16 protein-coding genes are annotated in these 20,171 nt (G+C 65.5%); 8 read left to right on the top strand and 8 right to left on the bottom strand.

Annotated elements, in window-relative coordinates:
* Positions 1 to 148 precede the first annotated feature (148 nt).
* On the top strand, positions 149 to 1,183 hold the full coding sequence (locus ASF58_RS22175) for an Atu2307/SP_0267 family LLM class monooxygenase (RefSeq protein ID WP_055957753.1): 1,035 nt from the start codon (positions 149 to 151) through the stop codon (positions 1,181 to 1,183).
* Positions 1,184 to 1,365: 182 nt separating this feature from the next.
* Here ASF58_RS22175 and ASF58_RS22170 read toward each other — a convergent pair whose 3' ends face one another.
* On the bottom strand, positions 1,366 to 2,178 hold the full coding sequence (locus tag ASF58_RS22170; protein WP_082513249.1) for a methyltransferase domain-containing protein: 813 nt from the start codon (positions 2,176 to 2,178) through the stop codon (positions 1,366 to 1,368).
* A gap of 71 nt (positions 2,179 to 2,249) precedes the next feature.
* Here ASF58_RS22170 and trmD point away from each other — a divergent pair, with 71 nt between their 5' ends.
* The 6 genes from trmD (at position 2,250) to mtnA (ending at position 9,727) form a co-directional block, all read left to right on the top strand.
* The gene (trmD, locus tag ASF58_RS22165; RefSeq protein WP_055957749.1) at positions 2,250 to 2,951 is read left to right on the top strand and encodes a tRNA (guanosine(37)-N1)-methyltransferase TrmD; all 702 of its coding nucleotides are present in this window, start codon (positions 2,250 to 2,252) and stop codon (positions 2,949 to 2,951) included.
* Positions 2,952 to 3,101: 150 nt separating this feature from the next.
* On the top strand, positions 3,102 to 3,923 hold the full coding sequence (locus tag ASF58_RS25420; protein WP_082513248.1) for a TauD/TfdA family dioxygenase: 822 nt from the start codon (positions 3,102 to 3,104) through the stop codon (positions 3,921 to 3,923).
* Positions 3,924 to 4,039: 116 nt separating this feature from the next.
* The gene (locus ASF58_RS22160) at positions 4,040 to 5,413 is read left to right on the top strand and encodes an MFS transporter (protein ID WP_055957746.1); all 1,374 of its coding nucleotides are present in this window, start codon (positions 4,040 to 4,042) and stop codon (positions 5,411 to 5,413) included.
* 226 nt (positions 5,414 to 5,639) lie between these two features.
* Positions 5,640 to 6,809 (top strand): phosphoserine transaminase, encoded by a 1,170-nt coding sequence (locus ASF58_RS22155; RefSeq protein WP_244477451.1) that lies wholly within the window; start codon positions 5,640 to 5,642, stop codon positions 6,807 to 6,809.
* A gap of 108 nt (positions 6,810 to 6,917) precedes the next feature.
* Positions 6,918 to 8,510, top strand: a complete 1,593-nt coding sequence (serA, locus tag ASF58_RS22150) for a phosphoglycerate dehydrogenase (RefSeq protein WP_055957740.1) — start codon at positions 6,918 to 6,920, stop codon at positions 8,508 to 8,510.
* 119 nt (positions 8,511 to 8,629) lie between these two features.
* On the top strand, positions 8,630 to 9,727 hold the full coding sequence (gene mtnA / locus ASF58_RS22145; protein WP_055957738.1) for an S-methyl-5-thioribose-1-phosphate isomerase: 1,098 nt from the start codon (positions 8,630 to 8,632) through the stop codon (positions 9,725 to 9,727).
* Positions 9,728 to 9,731: 4 nt separating this feature from the next.
* On the opposite strand, the gene ASF58_RS22140 is transcribed toward mtnA, so the two are convergent.
* The 4 genes from ASF58_RS22140 to ASF58_RS22125 form a co-directional block, all read right to left on the bottom strand.
* Positions 9,732 to 10,727, bottom strand: coding sequence for a MaoC family dehydratase (locus tag ASF58_RS22140; RefSeq protein WP_055957735.1), 996 nt, complete (start codon positions 10,725 to 10,727; stop codon positions 9,732 to 9,734).
* A gap of 84 nt (positions 10,728 to 10,811) precedes the next feature.
* Positions 10,812 to 11,909 carry a redox-regulated ATPase YchF gene (ychF, locus tag ASF58_RS22135; protein WP_055957732.1) on the bottom strand — a complete coding sequence of 366 codons (1,098 nt, stop codon included), beginning with the start codon at positions 11,907 to 11,909 and terminating at the stop codon, positions 10,812 to 10,814.
* A gap of 67 nt (positions 11,910 to 11,976) precedes the next feature.
* The gene (gene pth, locus ASF58_RS22130) at positions 11,977 to 12,585 is read right to left on the bottom strand and encodes an aminoacyl-tRNA hydrolase (RefSeq protein ID WP_055957729.1); all 609 of its coding nucleotides are present in this window, start codon (positions 12,583 to 12,585) and stop codon (positions 11,977 to 11,979) included.
* A gap of 125 nt (positions 12,586 to 12,710) precedes the next feature.
* Positions 12,711 to 13,403, bottom strand: coding sequence for a 50S ribosomal protein L25/general stress protein Ctc (locus ASF58_RS22125; protein ID WP_055957728.1), 693 nt, complete (start codon positions 13,401 to 13,403; stop codon positions 12,711 to 12,713).
* Between the two features lie 1,301 nt (positions 13,404 to 14,704).
* Here ASF58_RS22125 and ASF58_RS22115 point away from each other — a divergent pair.
* Positions 14,705 to 15,232: a TIGR02281 family clan AA aspartic protease gene (locus ASF58_RS22115; RefSeq protein WP_055957716.1), complete on the top strand. Its 528-nt coding sequence runs from the start codon at positions 14,705 to 14,707 to the stop codon at positions 15,230 to 15,232.
* Between the two features lie 98 nt (positions 15,233 to 15,330).
* Here the strand turns inward: ASF58_RS22115 and mutS are convergent, their stop codons facing one another.
* The 3 genes from mutS to ASF58_RS22105 form a co-directional block, all read right to left on the bottom strand.
* On the bottom strand, positions 15,331 to 17,985 hold the full coding sequence (gene mutS / locus ASF58_RS22110) for a DNA mismatch repair protein MutS (protein ID WP_244477457.1): 2,655 nt from the start codon (positions 17,983 to 17,985) through the stop codon (positions 15,331 to 15,333).
* Positions 17,986 to 18,244: 259 nt separating this feature from the next.
* A complete protein-coding gene (locus tag ASF58_RS25410; RefSeq protein WP_082513260.1) occupies positions 18,245 to 18,538 on the bottom strand; it encodes a hypothetical protein in 294 nt (97 codons plus the stop codon).
* 838 nt (positions 18,539 to 19,376) lie between these two features.
* The coding region (locus ASF58_RS22105) for an exopolysaccharide biosynthesis polyprenyl glycosylphosphotransferase (RefSeq protein ID WP_280137571.1) at positions 19,377 to 20,055 on the bottom strand (679 nt) is incomplete at its 3' end.
* Positions 20,056 to 20,171: the final 116 nt, after the last annotated feature.

The raw sequence follows: 20,171 nt of genomic DNA, 5'->3' as shown, positions 1-20,171 counted from the left end.
CGGCCCAGCCCCCGCCGACGGGGTGGCGATCGCCGGGCCTTCGGGGCCGGGCGACGCCACCCCGGCCCGTCATACGCCTTCGCCGCCCCAAGACTTCGCCGCCCAAAGACTTCGCCTCCCCAAGCCTTCGCCCCGGAAAGACCCCGTCATGGACATCGGCATCGACAGCTTCGCCGTCACCCTCCCCGATCCGAAGACGGGCCGTACCCTCTCGGCCGCCGAGCGCATGGAGCGCCTGCTCGACGAGGTCGAGGTGGCCGACCGCTCCGGCCTCGACGTGTTCGGCATCGGCGAGCATCACCGGGCGGAGTTCCTCGACGCCGCCCCCGCGGTCATCCTGGCGGCCGCGGCGGCCCGCACCCGCCGCATCCGCCTGACCAGCGCCGTCACCGTGCTGAGCGCGGCCGATCCGGTCCGGGTCTTCCAGGATTTCGCCACCCTCGACTTGATCGCCAAGGGCCGGGCCGAGATCGTGGTCGGACGCGGCTCCTTCGGCGAGGCCTATCCGCTCTTCGGCTTCGCGTCCGAGGATTACGATGCCCTCTTCGTCGAGAAGCTGGAGCTGCTGCTGGCCCTGCGGGCACAGACCCACGTCACCTGGCGGGGCCGCTTCCGCCCGCCGCTCAGCGGCCAGGGCGTCTATCCGCGCCCGTACCAGGACCGGCTCCCGATCTGGGTCGGGGTGGGCGGAACACCCGCCTCCTTCGCCCGGGCCGGTGCCCTCGGCCTGCCCCTGATGGTCGCGATCATCGGCGGCAGCTTCGCGCGCTTCCGTCCCCTGGTGGAGCTCTATCGCGAGGCCGGGCGCCGGGCCGGGCACGCCCCCGAGACCCTGAAGGTCGGCGTCCACGCCATCGGTTTCGTCGCCGACACCGACCGCGCGGCCCGGGAGGCGTTCTATCCGGGCTGGGCCCAGATGTTCGGCAAGATCGGGGCGGAGCGCGGCTGGCCGAGCGCGGGCCTGGCGGAGCAGTTCGCGGCGATGTGCGCGCCCGACGGGTCCTACCTCATCGGCGCGCCGGAGACGGTCGCGGCGAAGGTGCAGGCGGCCAACGCTGCCCTCGGCGGCCTGTCCCGTTTGACCTTCCAAATGAGCTCGGCGATGCAGGAGCCGGAGGCCATGCAGCGGTCGATCGCCCTGCTGGGCACCGCGGTGATGCCCCGGCTGAAGGCGGCCGGCTGATCCGATCCGCGGAGTCCGGATTACCGGCCGTCCAGCGTCCTGCGGCGGGTCCGATCGAGAGCGGTTCCGGGTATGGCACGCGAGCCCGCCCCCCAGGGAAGGACGGGATCGACGGCGTGAGCGGGGTTCAGGACGGCGGCGGGCAGAGCCCCCGCGCGTCGCCCCGCGCTCACGGCCCGCGCTCAAGGCGCGCGCTTGGCAGCGCCCTGTGTCCCGAGCCGGGTGGTCTCGTCCCGGCAGGGATGGATGGCAGCCGGATTCGGCCGGTCGGCGGCCGCGGGCGCCTCGTAGATCGCGAGGTAGCCGACGCCGCCCTCCAGCACCGAGAGACCGGTCTGGCGATAGCCCGCGGCCGTGAGTTCGCAGGCGAGCAGCGCCGGCGGCGTCCCGTGCCGCGAGGGCACGTCGTTCGCGTCGACGATCCCGACCTTGCCGCCCGGCTTCATCATCGGCGCCAGGTTGTGGAGCAGGCCGAAGGGCTGGGCGATCTCGTGGTACATGTGGACCAGCACGGCGGCGTCGAGGGAGGCCGGCGGCAGGCGCGGATCGTGCGGCTCGCCGCGCACCACCGTGACGTTGGTGAGCGCGCTCTTGGCGATGCGCGTCTCCAGGCCGGCCAGGTAGCGGGGCGTCACGTCCTCGGCGTAGACGTGCCCCTGGGGGCCGACCCGTTCGGCCAGGCGCACCGTGTAGTAGCCGCTGCCCGCGCCGATATCGGCGACGCTCTGGCCGGCCGCGATGCCCATCAGCCGCATCACCTGCCCGACCTCGTCGACCGAATCGCGCTGCGCCTCGGAGGCCCAGAGCGGCGCGATGATCTCGGCCACCGGCCGGTCGGGCTTCGGGAACGCCGAGGCGGGCGCCCCGGCCGGGGCCAGCGGCTCGGCCGCGCGGACGGGCCGCAACAGGACGAACCCCGTCAGGGCCAGCGCCAGCGTGACGGTCCGGACGAGGGCGACCAGGATCCGGGGACGGAGCGAGCGGAAAGCAGCCATGAAGGGTTAACCCGCCGCCGCCGGATCGGTGCCACGTTGACCCGGTGCGTCTCCGCGCGCCAGTAAGCACCATGACCGCCAGCCCCTGGAACGCCACCGTCCTCACCCTCTATCCGGAGATGTTTCCGGGGCCGCTCGGGGTCTCCCTGTCGGGGGATGCGCTGGCGCGGGGCACCTGGAGCCTGGAAGCCCGCGACATCCGCGAGCACGGCCTCGGCCGCCACCGGGCGGTGGACGACACCCCGGCCGGGGGCGGCGCCGGCATGGTGCTGCGCTGCGACGTCCTCGCCGCCGCCATCGACGCCGCCGGCGCGCCGGACGATGCCCGGCCCCGGCTGCTGATGAGCCCGCGCGGCCGGCCGCTGACGCAGGCCCGGGTCCGGGCGCTGAGCGAGGGGCCCGGCGTGCTCGTGGTCTGCGGCCGCTTCGAGGGCGTGGACGAGCGCGTGATCGCCGGGCGCGGCCTCGAGGAGGTGTCGATCGGCGACTACATCCTCTCCGGCGGCGAGATCGCCGCCCTGGTGGTGCTCGATGCCTGCGTGCGCCTGCTGCCGGGCGTGATGGGCAAGGTCGCCTCCGGCGTCGAGGAGAGCTTCGAGACCGGCCATCTCGAATACCCCCACTACACCCGCCCCCGGGACTGGGAGGGCCGCGCGATCCCGGAGGTCCTCACCGGCGGCAACCACGGCGCCATCGCGGCCTGGCGCCGGGCCGAGGCCCTGCGCCTCACCCGGGAGCGCCGCCCGGACCTGCTGCGGTCCCGCGCGGATTGATTCGGGCAGTTCTCGGGCTTAGTCCATCTTCTACTGTCGTCGACAGGTGCCGTGAACGACTAAAGAAGGATAGGGCACCGCGTATCATCAATCCTTCACAGAATGAGTCGCTAATATGCCTCCCGCAGTCTGGTGCAGACGAGGCCGATCATGCCCATCTCCGAACATCAGGGATTTCACGCAGATTTTGACGCCAGCAAGCAAATCATAAACATCAAGAATATCAGATCTTTGTCTGAACAAAATCAGCAATCTCTTGTCGATCGCTTCAATGAATTCGGGTTTGTCATCCTGCGTTGCGAAGACGCGGCCGAAAGTCGAGCGGATCTGTGCGCTTTAAAAAACCTTCTCGGCGAATCAACGCCCCATCCAAGAGCAGATCAAGACGGCATCGTATCGATCGACCCTTCCGATCAAGCGATCGGATTTATAGGCGCAAGCAATAGCGAACATTTGCTCCATACGGATGGCGCATACTCGGACAAGCCAGAAAAAATTATTTCTCTGCAATGCGTCTTTGCAACGAAAACCGGGGGCGATACAATATTGGCGAGCGCAAAATCTGCCTTTACCTCTCTGAGTTCCTCGTTGCCGCGGGACATCCATACTTTATTCGATGGAGACGCACTCCTGGTCGAACGGAAAGGGCAATCAAGTCGAAACTCTGTTTTTCGCCTGAATGCCGATGGTCGAATCGCTTTAAAATTTCGCATGTCCGATGGGTCGGCATCCGTGACACCGAGCGCAGCTGCGCAAATAGCTTACCTTGCTTTCTGCGCGTTCTTCGAAAATCGGAAGCATCAAATCCAGTTCAGACTGGAGCAACAAGATATCCTGATCGCAGACAACACCGCGATCGTTCACGGACGGACCGCGTTTCCAAGTGACGAGAAACGGACCAGGCGTCGCCTGAACTTCGACGCCTCCGGGCCACTCTGCGCAAACTTATCACTGGGCTTCGTTGCACCGTAACCCTCTCAGAGAGGGAACGGCCCCGATCCCCTGACGGGCTGCTCGGGCCGACCGCGCATCGCGCTGAACGCCGTCGGCAGCCGTCGCTTTCAGGGACCGAACGGAAAGAGCTTGGGATGACCGGAAGGACGGCAAGCGAGAATCATTCCTGGCTGCTTCTCCTCGTCTCGATCGGGGCCTTCATGCAGGCCGTCGATGCCACCATCGTGAATGCCGCGATTCCCATCGTGGCCACCGCCTTCTCGATCGTGCCGCTGGATCTGCATCCGGTTCTGACGGCTTACGTCCTGACCCTGGCCGTCTGTATTCCCGCCACGCCCTGGCTGTGCGAGCGCTTCGGGACGAAGCGCGTCTTCGGTGGCGCGATCATCGTCTTCACCATCGGTTCCTGCCTGTGCGGCCTCTCCGCGAGCGTGTCCCAACTCGTCGCCGCTCGGGTCCTGCAGGGCATCGGGGGCGCCGCCCTCCTGCCGGTCGGACGGTATGTGATGGTCCGCAGCATCGACCCGGCAAAGCTGATCGCTTCGATCAGCACCGTCGCGACGGTGGGGCTCGTCGGCGCCACGATCGGGCCGTTCCTGGGCGGGTTTCTCGCGCAGCACATATCCTGGCGCACGGTCTTCCTGATCAATATCCCGATCGGGATCTTCGCGCTGATACTCAACCACCGGCACATGATCGACTTCCGGGCAGAGGCCTGGAAACGGTTCGACGGTCTCGGCTTCGCGATCTTCGGGGCCGGCTCGGTCTTGCTCCTCACCGGCGCCGAGACCGTCGTGACCTCCAAGGCGCAAGGCGGGGCCGCCCTGGCCGGCGCGATCGTCCTGTTTTCCCTCTATATTGGTTGGAGCCGACGGTATCGGGATCCTCTCGTCGACCTCCGGTTGTTCAAGGTGCGCAGCGTGGCCGTCGCCATGCTGGGAAATCTCCTCGCGCGCCTCGGGATCTCCGGTATGTTCCTGATACTGGTCGTCTTTCTTCAGGTTGGGTGCGCTTGGCCGCCGACGGAAGCGGGCTTGATGCTCGTTCCGCAAGCCATCGGATCGATCGTTGCGAAGAGACTTGTGCCCGGTATCCTCAGCCGGTCCGGCTACAAATGGTTTCTGCTGGTGAATACCGCGCTGGTGGCCCTGTCCATCGGCGGATTCGCCGTCCTGGGGCCCCGGACGGGCGTCCCATTCCTGACCGCGTATCTCTTCGTCTATGGCTGTCTCACGGGCCTTCAGTTCACCGTGATGAACACGCTGATCTACGTGGATATCCAAGACCGTGACATCGCCATGGCATCCTCCATGGCCTCGACGATGCAATATTTTTCGATGAGTCTCGGCATCGCCGTCGGATCCTTGCTGATGAACGCGTTCCTGCCGGGAGAAACCCCGGAGGGTTACGTTCAGGCCTTTCGCGAAACGGTCATCGTTCTCGGATGTCTCACGTTCCTGGCGAGCGGCGTCTTCGCGACGTTACGCGACACGGTTGCCCGGGCCTGACGTCGGTTCGATCCCTGCCGCGTCCCGTCTTGCTTGTTCTCGCGCCTGCGCAGCCGGTGATTCCCCCGGCAAGCCGCATGGGACAACGCTGGGATATCGTTCCGAGCGCGCGCGGTCCGATCCCCGGCGGCACGGCGACCGCTTGCGTCCCGTGCGGCGCGGGTCCATTGGCGTCTCCGGGCCACTCCTCCCCAACGAGGAGCTCTCATCTGGAAGGATGACGCACGTGACCAACCGACCCGCCACGCGCCCCCGCGTGCCGAATTTCTCGTCCGGCCCCTGCACCAAGCGTCCGGGCTGGAGCCTCGATTCCCTGGCCGACGCGCCGCTGGGCCGCTCGCATCGCTCGGCCATCGGCAAGGCGAAGCTGAAGGAGGCCATCGACCTCACCCGCAGCGTCCTGCAGGTGCCGGAGGATTACCGAATCGGCATCGTGCCGGCTTCCGACACCGGCGCCGTCGAGATGGCGATGTGGTCGATGCTGGGCCCGAAGACCGTCGAGGTCGTGGCCTGGGAGGCCTTCGGCCTCGAATGGGTCACCGACGCCCTCAAGGAACTCAAGATCGCGCCGCGGGTGCATGTCGGCGCCTACGGCGTCCTGCCCGATCTCTCGGCCGTCGACACGCGGCACAACGACGTGATTTTCACCTGGAACGGCACCGCCGCCGGGGTCCGCGTGCCGAACGGCGACTGGATCGCCGCCGACCGCGCGGGCGTCACCATCTGCGACGCCACCTCGGCCGCCTTCGCGATGCCCCTCGACTGGGCCAAGCTCGATGTCGTCACCTTCTCCTGGCAGAAGGTCATGGGCGGCGAGGCCGCACACGGCATGATCGTGCTCTCGCCCCGCGCCGTGGCCCGAATCGAATCGAACGTCCCGGCCTGGCCGGTCCCGAAGGTCTTCCGCCTCGCCAAGGACGGCAAGCTGATCGAGGGCATCTTCAAGGGCGACACCATCAACACGCCTTCGATGCTGGCGGTCGAGGATTACCTCGACACCCTGAAATGGGCCGCGCGCATCGGCGGCCTGCCGGCGCTGCACGCCCGGGCCGACGCCAACGCCAAGGTCATCCACGACTGGGTGGCGCGCACCCCCTGGATCGGCCACCTCGCCGCCGATGCCGGCACCTACAGCAACACCGGCGTCTGCCTCGTCATCACCGACCCGGACATCCTCGCGATGGGCGACGCCGTCGTCGGCGCCGTCGCCAAGGGCATCGCCGACACCCTGGACCGCGAGGGCATCGCCTTCGATATCGGGGCCTACCGGGACGCCCCGGCCGGCCTCAGGATCTGGTGCGGCGGCACGGTCGAGTCCTCGGATCTCGAGGCCCTGACCCCGTGGCTCGACTGGGCCTTCGCGGCCGAGAAGGCGAAACTCGCCCGGGCCGCCTGACACCCGCGCGACCTCGACGTCACCCGCGTCGTATACCGAGCGCATGACGGAGCCGGTGTCCGGCTCCGTCATGCGTCGGTTCTCCCCCCACCCGAGCCGGACGCCGACATGCCCGCGCCCAAGGTGCTCATCTCCGACGCCCTCTCCGACGCGGCCGTGCAGCGCCTGCGCGACCGCGGCCTCGACGTCGATTTCCGGCCGGAGCTCGGCCGCGATCGTGACGCCTGCGCCGCCTTGATCGGCGCCTATGACGGTCTGGCGATCCGCTCCACCACCAAGGTCACGGCCAAATTGCTGGCGAAGGCCCCCCGCCTGAAGGTGGTCGGCCGCGCCGGAATCGGGATCGACAACGTCGACGTGGCGGCAGCCACCGCCCGCGGCGTCATCGTGATGAACACGCCCTTCGGCAACGCGATCACCACCGCCGAGCACGCCATCGCGATGATGTTCGCCCTCGCGCGGCAGATCCCCCGGGCCGACGCCTCGACCCAGGCCGGCCGCTGGGAGAAGGCCCGCTTCATGGGGACGGAGCTCACGGGCAAGACCCTGGGGATCATCGGCTGCGGCAACGTCGGCGCCGTCGTCGCCGACCGGGCGATCGGCCTCAAGCTCAAGGTGATCGCCTACGATCCCTACCTGACGCCGGAGCGCGCCGCCGAGATCGGCGTCGAGAAGCTCGAACTCGACGCGCTTCTCGCCCGGGCCGACCTCATCAGCCTGCACGTTCCCCTGACCGAGCGGACCCGGAATATCCTCTCGGCCGACGCTCTGGGACAGACGAAGCCCGGTGTCCGCATCATCAACTGTGCCCGCGGCGGCCTCGTCGACGAGGTCGCCCTGCGCGCGGCGCTCGAATCCGGCCGGGTCGCGGGCGCCGCCTTCGACGTGTTCGCGACCGAGCCGGCCTACCAGAACCCGCTCTTCGGCCATCCGAACGTGGTGTGCACGCCCCATCTCGGCGCCTCGACGAACGAGGCACAGGCGAACGTCGCCCTGCAGATCGCCGAGCAGATGGCCGACTACCTGCTGAGCGGCGCCGTCGTGAATGCCGTCAACATGCCGTCCATCTCGGCCGACGAGGCACCGCGCCTGAGGCCCTTCGTGCACCTGGCCGAGAACCTCGGCTCGTTCCTGGGTCAGCTTACCGATGCGCCGATCCGCGGCATCCGGGTGACGTATGAAGGCGCGGTCGCGGAGATGAATATCCGCGCTCTCACGGCGGCTGCCGTCACCGGCGTGCTCAGCCCCGTCCTGTCGGGGATCAATATGGTCTCCGCTCCGGCGGTGGCGCGCGAGCGCGGCATCCTGGTCGAGGAGGTCACCCGCGCCGGTGCGACGTCCGATTTCGAATCGGTGATCCGCATCACCGTCGAGGCCGAGGACATGCCGCGCGATGCCGCCGGAACGGTGTTCCACGACGGCAAGCCGCGCATGATCGAGATCCGCTCCATCCCGATCGACGCCGCCTTCGCGGAGCACATGCTGTACGTGCGCAACCACGACCAGCCGGGCTTCATCGGACGCTTCGGCGGCGTACTCGGCGCGGCCGGCGTCAACGTGGCGACCGTCGCCCTCGGACGCGACGGGAAGGGCGGCAATGCCATCTGCTTCTGCGCCGTCGACGCCCCGGTCTCCCAGGAGGTTCTGGCGAGCATCGCCGCAATCCCGCAGGTGAAGCGCGTGCGGCCCCTTCGATTCTGAGACTTTCGCGATCGCGACAGATCGGGCCGCACGCTGGCCTACCGAGGGCATTCTGACGTAAACGCCGTCCGACGAAGAGGCCTCGCGGCCTCGGCCCCGCCAGCACCTGGATCCGCCCCATGAAGATCGACGGCAAGCCCTACCGCACCATCTTCCCCGCCGAGGATGGTGCCTCCGTGGCGGTGATCGACCAGACCCGCCTGCCCTTCGCCTTCGAGCTGAAGACACTGTCGACCCTGGACGACGCCGCGGTGGCGATCCGTACCATGGTGGTTCGCGGAGCGCCGCTGATCGGGGTCACGGCCGCCTACGGGCTCGCCCTCGGCCTGCGGGCGTATGCCTCCGAAACCGGGCTCGACCGGGCTGTGGCGACGCTCGCCGCCACACGGCCGACCGCGATCAACCTCCGTTGGGCTCTGGATCGGGTCGCCGCCAAGCTCCGGACGGTGCCGGAGGCCGAGCGCGCGGCCTTCGCCTACGCGGAGGCCGGCCGCATCGCCGAGGAAGATGTGGAGAGCTGCCACGCCATCGGCGTCCACGGCGCGCAGATCCTCAGCGACCTGCATCGTCTGAAGAACCGCACCATTAACGTACTGACTCACTGCAACGCAGGTTGGCTCGCCACGGTGGATTGGGGAACGGCCCTGGCGCCAATCTACGTGGCCCACGATGCCGGCGTGCCTGTCCACGTCTTCGTGGACGAGACCCGTCCCCGAAACCAAGGTGCCGCCCTGACCGCGTTCGAACTCAATGCCCACGGCGTCCCGCACACCGTCATCGCCGACAATGCTGGCGGCCACCTCATGCAGCACGGCGCCATCGACGTCTGCATCGTCGGCTCGGATCGCACCACGGCCTCGGGTGACGTCTGCAACAAGATCGGCACCTACCTGAAAGCGCTGGCCGCCAGCGACAATCGGGTGCCGTTCTATGCCGCCCTGCCTTTCTCGACGATCGATTGGACCCTCGACGACGGCGTGCGCGAGATCCCGATCGAGGAGCGCGACGGCCGCGAAGTCACGCATCTCACCGGGCGTCTGGCGGACGGCGGCTTCGCCACCGTCGAGGTCGTTTCGCCGGGAAGCCCGGTGGCAAATCCCGCCTTCGATGTGACGCCGGCCCGCCTCGTCACTGGTATCATCACCGAGCGTGGCGTCGCCGCGGCCGATGCCGAGGGGCTTCTCGGCCTCTACCCAGAGCGGCGCAAAGCCGCCTGACGCGTCAGGCGCCGGGCGCCCATTGCCAGAACACCGAGCCGGTGAAGGCGAAGACCTTCTCGCCGCGCTGGTTCAGACCGGTGTTCTGGTGGGTTGCGAGGCCCCAGCCGGGACGCGACGCGGTCTCGCGCTTGTCGATCAGGGTGCAGCTGTATCGGATCGTGTCGCCGGCATAGACCGGTGCCAGCCACCGCATATCGCGAAAGCCCGGCGATGGACCGAGTTGCGGGACCGGACCGGTCTTCGCCGTATGGGCAAGGTCGCGGGCGCGGGTGATGTGGAGCCGCTTCATCCAAGCAGCGGCCGTGTGCCAGCCGGACGCGCAGAGCGCCCCGAAATGGGTCTGGCGGGCGGCTTCGGGATCGAGATGGAACGCCTGCGGATCGTAGGCTCGGGCGAAAGCCATGACGGTTTCAGGCGTGAACTGGTGGCCGCCGAGGTCGCGCACCGCACCGATGGGAGCCGCTTCGAGGAAGTGGAGTTGCTCGGCGTCGTGGGGCTCCCTGAGCGGTGGCGCGTCCGCCGGAACTACGGTCCGCGGCGGCAGAGACGCTGCACCGCGGCGCGGAAACATCACCGTAAAGATCTGGGTCAGCACGCTCTCACCATCCCTGTTCAGGACGGTCATGGCGAAACCGACGAAGCCGCGATCCGGCTTGGTGTTCGAGGCCCGGCAAGTATCGACCCGGACCGAGATGCTCAGCCGGTCGCCCGGCAGGACCGGCCGCAGCCAGCGCAGCTCGTTGATCCCGGGCGACCCCATCGAGGTGGCACCGCGGAAGACATGTTGCTGCAGGAGGCGCATCCCGAAGCCGGCGGTCTGCCAGCCGGAGCCAATCAGCTGACCGACGAACGTCGTCTTTGCGGCCTCCGGGTCGAGGTGGAACGGCTGTGGGTCGAATTCACGCGCGAAGGCGATCATCTCGGCTTCCGTCACCGTCACCGGGCCACCTTCGATCACCGTACCGGGCGTAAAGTCCTCGAAGGCGATGCCGGTCATCCGGGTCCTTTCAGGCACTGGGGTTCAACGCGCCGGGGAAAGGCCCGGCGCTGCGGGAGCAACGCCGCACCGACCCATGTCGGATCAGTTGGCGAAGCGGAAATGCAGCACGTCGCCGTCCTGCACCACGTACTCCTTACCCTCGAGACGGAACTTGCCAGCCTCCTTAGCGCCGGCCTCGCCCTTCAGACTCGTGTAATCGTGGAAGGCGATGGTCTCGGCGCGGATGAAGCCCTTCTCAAAGTCCGTGTGGATCACGCCGGCGGCGGCGGGCGCCCGCGTCCCCTTCTCGATGGTCCAGGCGCGCGCTTCCTTGGGACCGACCGTGAAATAGGTGATGAGGCCGAGGAGTTCGTATCCGGCGCGGATGACGCGGTTCAAGCCAGGCTCGGCGAGGCCGACAGCCTCAAGGAAATCGCCCTGGTCGCCCAGGGGCATCACGGCGATTTCGCTCTCGATCTTGGCGGAGACCACCACGGCCTTGGCGCCCTCCACCTTGGCGCGGTCCATCACGGTGTCCGAGTAGGCGTTGCCCTTGTCGGCATCGCCCTCGTCGACGTTGCAGACGTAAAGCACCGGTTTCGCCGTCATCAGGCCGAGGCTCTGAAACAGACGCTCCTCGTCGGGCTTGCGCTGCACCAAGCGCGCAGGCTTGCCCTCGCGCAGCAGCGGCAAGGCGCGCTGGACGAGGTCGAGGATTTCTTTGGCCTCCTTGTCGGCGCCCTTGGCCTTCTTCTCTAGAGCGATGACGCGCTTCTCGAGGCTATCGAGGTCGGCGAGCATCAGCTCGGTCTCGATCGTTTCGATGTCGGCGGCCGGGTCGACCTTGCCCTCAACATGGGTCACATCACCGTCGGTGAAGCAGCGCACCACGTGCGCGATGGCATCCACCTCCCGGATATTGGCGAGGAACTGGTTCCCAAGCCCTTCGCCCTTCGAAGCGCCGCGCACGAGACCGGCAATATCCACGAAGGTGAGCCGGGTCGGAATAATTTCCTTCGATGCAGCGATTTTGGCGAGATCGTCCAGGCGCGGATCCGGCACCGCCACCTCGCCGACATTCGGCTCGATGGTGCAGAACGGGTAGTTCGCCGCCTGCGCGGCCGCTGTCTGCGTCAGTGCATTGAAGAGAGTTGACTTGCCAACATTCGGCAGGCCGACGATGCCGCATTTGAAGCCCATGGGTCACCTGTCTGTTCGCGGGTCTGCGCAAAGCCTGCCCGCGTGAAATCCGATGTCACCGCCGCGGTCAATCGCGCGCGTTGACTTGCTTGACGTCATCCCAGCCGCGCCCTGCCATGGCCAGGTGGACCTTGTTCTGGAAGCTCGCATCTTCGCCGATCGCCAACAGCGGCGCATAGTCGGCGATGGCGCGGCACAGATCGTCGACCCAGCCCTCTTCACCTTTGCCAAAATCGTTCAGCACATAAGCGTGAACCAGGGCTTTGTCCCCCGGATGCCCGATACCAAGACGAACCCGACGATAATCGTTGCCGCATTGCGCCGTGATCGAGCGAAGGCCGTTATGACCGGCATTGCCGCCTCCCGACTTTACGCGCAGCTTGGCTGGGGCGAGATCCAGTTCGTCGTGCAACACGATTACGTCGGACAATGCGATTTTGTAGAAGCGCTGCGCTTCCTGCACCGCACGCCCGGATTCATTCATGAAAGTCTGCGGCTTCAGCAGGATAGCCCGTTCGGTACCGAGAGCCACCTCGGCGATCTCCCCCTGGAATTTGCGACGCCACGGCCCAGCGCGATGCACGCGCGCAATCTCGTCGACGGCGAGGAAGCCGATATTGTGACGGTTCTTGGCATAGCGGGAGCCGGGATTGCCGAGGCCGACGATCAGGCGCATGGCGCGAAACGATCCAGACAGGATTTTTATGGGGCCGCCGAGCGCGGTCCTGAAAACGGAGATGCCCCAGCCTGATGGCCGGGGCACCCGAAGGGTTGAGCTGAGACAGGGCTTGCGCCCCGGCCTCAATCCTCCTTCTTCTCGTCCTCGGCGGCTTCCTCGGAAGCCTCTTCCTCGGCCTTCTCCTCGGCGGCCTCCGCGGACTGCGCCTCGGCAATCGCGGCCTCCTCGGCTTCGACCTCTGCGCCGAGCACGGTCGGCGGCACGATGTTAGCGACGGTGGCGTCGGGCTCACCCGTGAAGGTGGCGCCGGACGGAAGCTTCACGTCGGTGATGTGAATCGCATCTCCGATCTCGCGACCGGCGAGGTCGATCTCGATGGCATCCGGGATCGCGTCGGGCGCAACCTCGAGGGCAAGGGTGTGAAGCACGACATTGAGCGTGCCGCCCTTCTGCTTGATGCCGGGGGCCGCATCCTCGTTCAGGAAATGCACCGGGACCTCGACCGTGATCGACTGGCCGGCGACGACCCGCAGGAAGTCAACGTGGATCGGCACGCCGGACACCGGATCCAGGTGGAAGTCGCGCGGAATCGCCCGGGTCTTCTTGCCACCGGCAATGATCTCGAAAAGGGTGGTCTTGAAGCCACCGGCGTAGATCAGCGTACGGACACGGACGAGGTCGATGGCGATGGACTGCGGCGCCTGACCGCCTCCGTAGATGACGGCGGGAACTTGACCCTGGCGACGAACGGCCCGGGCGGCCCCCTTGCCGACCCGGTCGCGTGCCACGGCCTCAAGCGTCTTGACTGCGCTCATGGCGTGATCCTTTTAAAAATGAGAACGCCGGGGAAACGCGAAAAGCCGTCCAAAACGGACGGCCCAACCCCGATCCCCGAAGCGCCCGTGCCTCCAAGGGTGTCTGGCGGGCGCTGGGGCGGCCTATACCCGCAAGTACCGCGCGGCGCAACCGAAGCGTCGACCGGACCATGTCATTTCGGGTTGAGCGAACCACCCCGCGCTGATCGCATCCTGAGCGGCGTTGTGGATCGATGGCGGAGAGACGATGTCCCAGCATAGAGTTCGGCAAGACCGGCCTGGGGCTCGAGCAGACTGCCTTAACCTATCGAAGTTATTCAGATTGGAGAGGCCCAGAGAGCTTGAGATGTAAGCCAATGCACTGACGAAAACGCTCCAATGGGAGATGTCCCATTGGAGCGAGGTTGGAGAAACGCTGTTCTGATGCACCGTGCATCCGTTTAGCGAACGGATGCGTCGGCAGTCTCGGCAACGACCCGCCGGGTGGTAGGCGCGCGAGGAGCCAGGGAGGGCGTCGTCGTCAGTTCCGACGCGGGACGCACGGTAGCCATTGCGCGGGCTTGCTCACGATACAGCGGTGGAGTGAGGAAAGTGCGATCATCCGCCAGCGCCGTATTAGCCAGGCTCGCCGTCGTAAGCATAGCGAGAATGAAGGTGCGAGTGGTCATTCAATCTATCCTTTTTTCCGGGACACATGCCCCGTTCAGTCACTGGAATATATTTGCACCGCACCATCGTTCAAACAAATGCTTTCGATAACCGATATTGATCAGGTCAATGTGCCTTGGGGCGCAATACGACGCGACGCTTCGCTGGGCGAGCAGGTCGAAATGTCGGTCCGCGTTATCGATGGTGATGGTTGCGACGAGGCGCCCACCATTATCGCCCTGTGGCAGTATATGGCCCCCGCTCGAACGACCACCACGCCGAATCTTGATAGTTGGAGTATCGGGATCTCAGAGGTCCAACTCGACGCGGAAGCTAAGTGTATTCGGGGGACCTCACTGGTAGACGCGGGTCGCTGGTTTCTGCAGGACGCGTAGCCATTTTGCAGGGCGGCACAGGCAATATGTGCTGACTGACTTGTCGACACTGGGCGAAAGATCTTTGATCCGCCGTCTCTGCCTTCCGGGGATGAAGCAAGCAAGGTGGAGAAGCGCTACCTTATCGCTTGAACCGACAGCGATTTCGAAACCATGAACCTTGGTCACAGTCGATCACCCGGAAATTCCTGACCTCCCGCCGACAGCTCGTTTACCTTGGCTGCCTTAAACTTCCGCATCGACAAAGGAAGGGGTGTGATGACGCGACCGATCGTATGGGCGCTCGGGGTGACGGCAGCGGCCGCGATCTGGGGCATCGGGCTAGCGGAGCGATTTCAACGTCCGGCCGCGCAGAACGCAACCATCGCCACGCAGTTGGGTGAGCGCGCCGTGCCCACAGTCGTGCGGAGCGGCCAGAGTACCCTAACCCTCTTTGCGGACGCGCAGGGACATTACTCCACAGATGCGGTGATCGACGGCAAGCGTCTGCACATGTTGATCGATACCGGTGCGACAGCCTGCGCCTTCACCTACGAGGACGCGGAGCGCGCAGGCCTGCGGGTCGGCGAACGCGATTTCCGCGTACCGATCCAGACTGCCAACGGCACGATCCTAGCGGCGTTGGTGCGCATACCGGAAATACGGATTGGCACCATCACCGTTCAGGGCGTCAACGGCATGGTCATGCCTCGCGGACGCCTGTCCACCAGCCTCCTTGGCATGTCCTTTCTGAAGCGCTTGAACGAGTTCAATATGAATAGCGGCCGCCTCACCCTACGTGGGTGACTTTGCTGACGGTCTCGATCCAGGCCCAGGTCTCGAGGGGCGGGACCCGCCCGTGAGCGGAGTCGACGGCGCTTTACCAAGAGCCACTCGAGACACACTTAATGGCTCTGGCTGCCAACGGCCTTGAGCTTGTACAGGGCCTCTAACGCCTCCCGTGGTGTCAGCGCATCCGGATCGATTGCTTCGAGGGCGATGCGCAGGGCATCGTCGGGCGTCTTGGCGAAGGGCTCCGTTATTTGCGGCGGCGCTAGATTGGCAAAGAGCGGCAAGTCGTCAATGCGGGGTCGGGCGGGTCGGTCGCGCTCGGCTTTCTCGAGATGCTTCAGGATCGAACCCGCACGGGCGATGACGCCGGCCGGAAGACCTGCGAGCCGAGCCACCTGTAACCCATAGGAGCGCTCCGCCACACCCGGCACCACTTCATGCAGAAACACGACCTCTCCCTTGTGCTCGGCCACCCGGAGGGTCGCGTTGTCGAGATGGGAAAGGCGCTGTCCGAGGGCCGTGAGTTCATGAAAGTGGGTCGCGAACAAAGCACGGCAGCCGTTCTGCTCGTGCAGGTACTCCAGGCAGGCCCAGGCGATGGAGAGACCATCGAAGGTGGCGGTGCCGCGGCCGATCTCGTCCAAGATCACCAGGGAACGACGGGACGCCTGATTCAGGATCGCCGCGGTTTCGACCATCTCAACCATAAAAGTCGATTGCCCACGTGCGAGGTCGTCAGCCGCACCGACACGGGAGAACAGCCGGTCGACGATGCCGAGGCGTGCGCGGGCCGCCGGCACAAACGCGCCGATCTGCGCCAGAACGGCGATCAGCGCGTTCTGACGCAGAAAGGTCGACTTGCCACCCATATTGGGACCCGTGACGAGACGGATGCGCCCACGCCCCTCCCCCGACAGATCACAATCGTTGGCGATGAACGGAGCGCCGGAGCGGAGGAGTGCGGCTTCCACCACCGGATGGCGTCCTCCCTCCACCATGAAGGCGTAGCTTTCGTCGACCAGAGGTCGGCGCCAATCGCGCTCGACTGCGAGTTCGGCGTGCGAGGTGGCCACATCGAGTCTTGCAAGCGCATCGGCCACTTCCGCAATGGCGGTGGCCTGCATCAGGACTTGCCGCGCGAGGGCATCGAAGACAGCGCTCTCCAGGGCCAACGCCCGATCGGACGCACCCGAGATCCGGCTTTCGAGCTGGCCGAGTTCGACACTGGTAAAGCGCATCGCATCCACCATCGTCTGACGATGGATGAAGGTTTCACGCATCACGCCCTTCAGGCAGGCCTCGCCTACCCCTTGCGGTACCTCGATGTAGTAGCCGAGCATGTTGTTGTGCTTAATTCGCAGTGTGCGACAGCCAGTCTCCTCCGCGTAGCGCGCCTGCAGAGCGGCAATGACCTTTCGGGAGTCCTGACCAAGCAAACGGCTTTCATCGATCTCGGGGTCGTAACCCGCACGTACGAAACCACCGTCCTGACGCTTCAGGGGGAGATCGTCGGCCAAGGCCGCGCGGAGTTCCAAGACCAGGGCCCGGTCTACGCCTGCGAGGCACGTCGCTACGGTCGCGAGATCTTCCGGCAGCAGTTCTAGGCTTTCGCATCGGTCGGAGAGATCCTGCGCCGCGTCCAAACCATCGCGAAGGGCCGCGAGATCCCGCGGGCCGCCCCGCTCGAGCGCAAGGCGTGAGAGGGCCCGGGCAAGGTCTGGCGCTCTTGCAAGGCTGTCGCGGAAGGCGGTTCGGGTCGTCGCGTCATCCACTAGGAACTCCACTGCCGCGTGTCGATGACGGATGGCGTCGAGATCGGTCAGAGGGCCGGCGAGGTGTTCCGCAAGGAGGCGAGCCCCACCCGCAGAGACGGTCCGATCAATGGCATCCAGCAAGCTTCCCTTGCGCTCGCCGGCCAGCGTTCGGGTCAGTTCGAGGTTGGCGCGAGTGGATGCATCGATGGAGAGTGTTGCGGCAGAACTCTCCCGAGTCGGCGGCGAAAGCGTCGGTCGCGCACCGATCTGGGTGCGTTCGATGTAGAGCAGCGCCGCCCCCGCGGCCGCGATCTCAGCCCGCCCAAACTGGCCGAAACCCTCCAAAGTCGAGACGCCGAATTGCAGCTTGATCCGTCGTTCGGCGGCGGACGGTTCGAGCTCCGCCTGCGCCAATGGCGTTACGGGGGCGGAACATTCTCGCCACAACCTGGCGAGCGCCGGATCGGTGTGAATGGTTTCCGACAGCACGATCTCGCGCGGCTCGTGCCGGGCGATTGCGGAGCCCAGTTCGCCTGACGCCACTTCACTTAACGAGAAGCGACCCGTTGAGATGTCAACCGCTGCAAGACCGTAGACGAACACAGCTTCCCCAACCTTGCGGCGGGCGATTGCCAGCAGGATGTTGGCACGGGTTGGGTCGAGGAGCCGATCCTCGGTGATTGTGCCGGGCGTGACAAGCCGGACCACTTCGCGCCGGACGACAGATTTCGGACCCCGCTTCTTCGCGTCGGCCGGATCTTCCGTCTGCGCACAGACTGCAACTCGATGACCAAGGGCGATAAGACGACTGAGGTAATCGTCAGCGCGATCCACTGGCACGCCGCACATGGGGATGTCGGCTCCCCCATGTTTACCCCGCTTGGTGAGCACGATGCCCAGAGCGCGAGATGCGATCTCCGCATCCTCAAAAAACAGCTCGTAAAAATCGCCCATCCGATAGAACAGTAGGCAATCGGTGTTGGCGGCCTTGATCTCGATATACTGTGCCATCATCGGCGTGGCACCGGCCGTTTCGAGGACGGCCGCACTGGTGGAGTAATCCGAAGGGGAGGAGCCGGTCTTGGCGACGGAACGGGCGATGCGCTGTGACATGAGTCCAGCTTAGCAGACTGACCTCCAGAGAAGCAGCACGGGGACGCGTCTCGCCTGGGGAGAAGCCCAAAGCCTCCAAGGACGGAGCATCAGAGAAGGGCTGACGTCCGTGGAACGTCAGCCCTTCAAGCATACCAGCTGTCTCGGTTGAAGCCGACGATCAGTAACGAGGACCGCCCGATGTGTTACCCTTCTGCTGCTGATAGCCAGGCTGCGAAGGATTACGGGAATTGGGATCGCTCATCATCCGCGAGCGCGGCATGCGGTGCATACGGCGGTGATGACGGTGATGGCGCATACCGTGGTGGTGACGGCGAAAGGCCACCTGATCGACAACCTGATCACCAGCAACCGCAACGGCAGGTGCTGGCATCACGGGAGCAGCCGACGCAGACGTCAGTCCGATGGCGCCAAGCAGGGTGCTGGCGGCCAGAGCGATCGCAAGTTTCGTCATGAATTCCATCTTCCGTTGACACGCCTATTGCGCATGCAGCCAACAAATCCTGCGAGATGAATTCGTTCCCATCGCTGGGTCTCTGCAGCCACTCTTTTTCAGAGATCTGTCGCGATGGGCAAATACAAGGGAGACCGCGTGCTGAAATGCCGAGCGATCAGCCTTCGGCGCGGATCTTTTCGACCGTAGAACCTCAGCGCTTCATGGTAAGTGATCAATGTTCGGAAACAACCAATGATAGACGCATTGATCGTTTGCGCTGCTAACGATACCAAGGAACATCGAGGCGCCATTAGAGCAACGTCAGCAACGATGTTTCACACATTTCTCCGGCTGAACGCTCAGCTGAAAAATTGGTCAAGGTAGGAGCAGGCGGTGTCTTGGACAGTTCATTGGAGCGAAGCAGTCGAAACCGGTTTATCCGAGGAGGATATCACACCCCACGTCTACCTTGCTCTTCGAGGTGAGGAGGAGGCACTGCAGGTAGCCCGCGAGTTTTTGGATAAAGGTTTGATCGTCTGGTCTATCCGTCGGGATCACGGGATCCTCGAAATGGATAGACACCCCATTTTCCATTATTTCAATCCGCTGACTTCGTAGAGTGTCGGATCGGAGGCCTTGACCTTCGATCTGCCCTAATACATCGAAGACAGTACGCAATACGGTTAAAATGACATACTGGTATCAGGTGATCGCGAAGAGCCGTCGCGCTTCACTTTGCAGACCAAAAAGCTGCGTTAGAAGGCGTTGGTGCGGCGGGTGATTTCGGCCAGGACGGTGCGCAGGAGGATCTGGAGGTCGAGGCGCAGGCTCTGGTTCTCGATGTACCAGAGGTCGNAGAAGGCGTTGGTGCGGCGGGTGATTTCGGCCAGGACGGTGCGCAGGAGGATCTGGAGGTCGAGGCGCAGGCTCTGGTTCTCGATGTACCAGAGGTCGAGGGCGGCGCGGCGCTGCATGTCGGCCAGAGTGGGTGTGGGTCCGCGCGAGCCGTTGATCTGGGCCCATCCGGTGATGCCGGGCCTGACGGCGAAGCGGTGGCGGTAGGTCGGGATCTCGGCGCCGTAGTAGAGGTCGTGCGCCAGGGCGTGGGGACGCGGGCCGACCAGGGCCATGTCGCCCTGCAGCACGTTGAGGAGTTGGGGCAGCTCGTCGATGCTGGTCCGGCGCAGGAGGGCGCCGACGCGGGTCACCCGGGCATCGCCGCGGGTGGCCTGGTGGACGACCGCCCCGTCATCGAGCACGCGCATGGTGCGGAACTTGTAGATCTGGAACGGGTGTCCGTCCTTGCCGGTGCGGGTCTGGCGGAACAGGATGGGGCCCTTGCTGTCCAGGCGCACCAGGAGGGCGACCAGGACCAGGAGGGGGGCGACCAGGAACAGGGCCAGGGCGGCCAGGGTCTGGTCCAGGGCGGGGCGCAGGGCCGCCAGGGTGGCACGGGCTCGGCTGGAACGGACTTCGGTCAGCGCAGTCGAGGTGGCGCTCACGGGAAGGCCCTTCCGAGCAGAAGTGGTGTCCATCGTGACAGTGCCCTCAGGATAAGCAGACATTGATTCCCATAAGCCCGTGGCCYTGGAACGAAAGAAACCAACGAGCTCTACGTCGCCGACGGCTACTTCAACCACCGGGTCATCGT

The organism is Methylobacterium sp. Leaf125 (assembly GCF_001423085.1).
GTDB lineage: Bacteria > Pseudomonadota > Alphaproteobacteria > Rhizobiales > Beijerinckiaceae > Methylobacterium.
Note: the sequence above shows the minus strand (reverse complement) of the source record. Positions and strands in the feature narration are given on the sequence as shown.